The 1903-nt window shown below is 44.0% G+C and carries 1 protein-coding gene and 3 pseudogenes; all 4 read left to right on the plus strand.

The window, feature by feature from the left end; translation table 11 throughout:
* Positions 1-78: 78 nt before the first annotated feature.
* Positions 79-366 (plus strand): annotated as a pseudogene (locus tag PG887_RS22190) (IS91 family transposase); the annotation flags it as partial.
* Positions 367-670: 304 nt separating this feature from the next.
* Positions 671-1195 (plus strand): dihydrofolate reductase, encoded by a 525-nt coding sequence (locus PG887_RS22195; RefSeq protein ID WP_219983454.1) that lies wholly within the window; start codon positions 671-673, stop codon positions 1193-1195.
* 11 nt (positions 1196-1206) lie between these two features.
* Positions 1207-1443: pseudogene (locus PG887_RS22770) on the plus strand (hypothetical protein); the annotation flags it as partial.
* Positions 1444-1495: 52 nt separating this feature from the next.
* Positions 1496-1726: pseudogene (locus PG887_RS22200) on the plus strand (DMT family transporter); the annotation flags it as partial.
* Positions 1727-1903 lie beyond the last annotated feature (177 nt).

Here is a 1903-nt window from a genome sequence, read left to right on the forward strand (position 1 = left end):
CTGATGCTCTCGGAGACTGCGCTACAGGATCAGATCACCGAGATGACAGATAGTTCCCCGATTTGAGCAACAAGGCCTACTAACTGGCGTGACAAGAGTCCTGCAGAGCGCCACCGCGCCATGACCTGGATGCAACGCCTCAAGCGAGTCTTCAATATTGATATTGAAGTCTGCGAACACTGCGGCGGTCACGTCAAAGTGATTGCCAGCATCGAAGATCCGAAGGTCATTGAGCAGATTCTCAAGCATCTGAAACAGAAAACAGCCAAGGCGAATGCCGCCAAGCAGCGTGAGCTGCCACCAGAACGAGCGCCGCCACTGACTCCCAGCCTGTTCGATCCATCACAGAGTCGTCTCTTTGACTGACGACCCCAAATCCAACACTGCTCAACACTGCCAACTTTTAAACGGGGCGGTGGGGCAGTTTGTATCTCTCGAGCTATCAGGCTAGAGATTTTACCGCCAAATCGAACCTTATTAGAGCGGTTTAGGCTGGACCGGCAGTTAAAATTGGGGCTTGAGCGGTAAACGAGTGAGGGAATTTCAGGTAAGATACTTCGGATGAGGAGCAAAAAGGTGGTTTATACTTCCTATACCCAACTATTCTATATAAGTGAAGCACGATCTTTAGATGTTGATAGTTTAAAGAAGAGTAACAACGAGGTATGTAGTGAGAACGATTAATTTGATTGTAGCAGTGGACGAGGAATACGGATTCGGTAAAGATGGCAAAATCCCATGGCATTATCCAGAAGATTTTAAGTTTTTTAAGAATACTACAAAAGGTCATGTATGTATCATGGGTCGAAAGACCTTTGACGACCTTTTGACATATGCTAACGGGAAGAAAGTTCTACCCGATAGGCAGTGTATTGTAGTAACAAGTACCCCAATATCATATGAGTACGACAACGTACATATTGCAACCAGTATCAATGATGCTTTAGATATTTCAAATAATATACAAGGGGATGTGTTTTTTATAGGGGGTGAGAGTATTTTTTCATCAGGGCTGCAACTGGCGGATTGTGTTTATATGACACAAATTCCGGGGACATATGGATGTGATCGTCATTTCCCATATAAGAAGTTATTAAATAATTTCCAATTATATGAAAAGAAAGTGGGCGACGGTGGACTAATATTTAATACATATATTCATAATATATTTGGAAACAAAAACCCACACAATTAAAGGATAATACAATGGGACGACATTTGTCAGAAATTTTGTTAGAACAGAAAACAAAAATTACAACATTAGGGAAGGATGGTACGTATATTGGGGTACATTTCTCCACAGATACACAAGATAAATTGATTGAACTAGCTAATGCATTGAAAGTGCCGAAAGATGGTATAGTTGAGCGTAGTAAAATGCATTGCACTGTCGTTTACAGTAGAAAGGCTTTCAAAGATTTTACCGTCCACGGAAAGATTAGTGAACCGTGGATCGGAACTCCTACTGAATTGGAAATCTTCGAAACTCGATCAGGTAGTCGAGCCGGGATACGCTGCTGCTTTTTATTTCCTGTCGCTGACACTCAAATCGATTCCTGTTGGAATCGCCTACGCAGTTTGGTCGGGCCTCGGGATCGTCTTGGTCACTGCGATTGCATGGGTTTTGCATGGTCAAAAACTAGATATGTGGGGATTTGTTGGTGTCGGCTTCATTATCAGCGGCGTTGCTGTGCTCAACTTGCTATCTAAGGCAAGTGTTCACTAAAACGGTCGCATCTAACCATTCCGTCGAGAGGGACCGCCCACAAGCTGCGCTTGCGGGTTCCCTTCGCGGCTTCGCCGCTACGGCGGCCCCTCACGTCAAACGTTAGATGCACTAAGCACATAATTGCTCACAGCCAAACTATCAGGTCAAGTCTGCTTTTATTATTTTTAAGCGTGC

Origin of the sequence: Aeromonas sp. QDB14, assembly GCF_027707845.1 — a bacterium.
GTDB classification, from domain to species: Bacteria; Pseudomonadota; Gammaproteobacteria; order Enterobacterales; family Aeromonadaceae; genus Aeromonas; species Aeromonas caviae.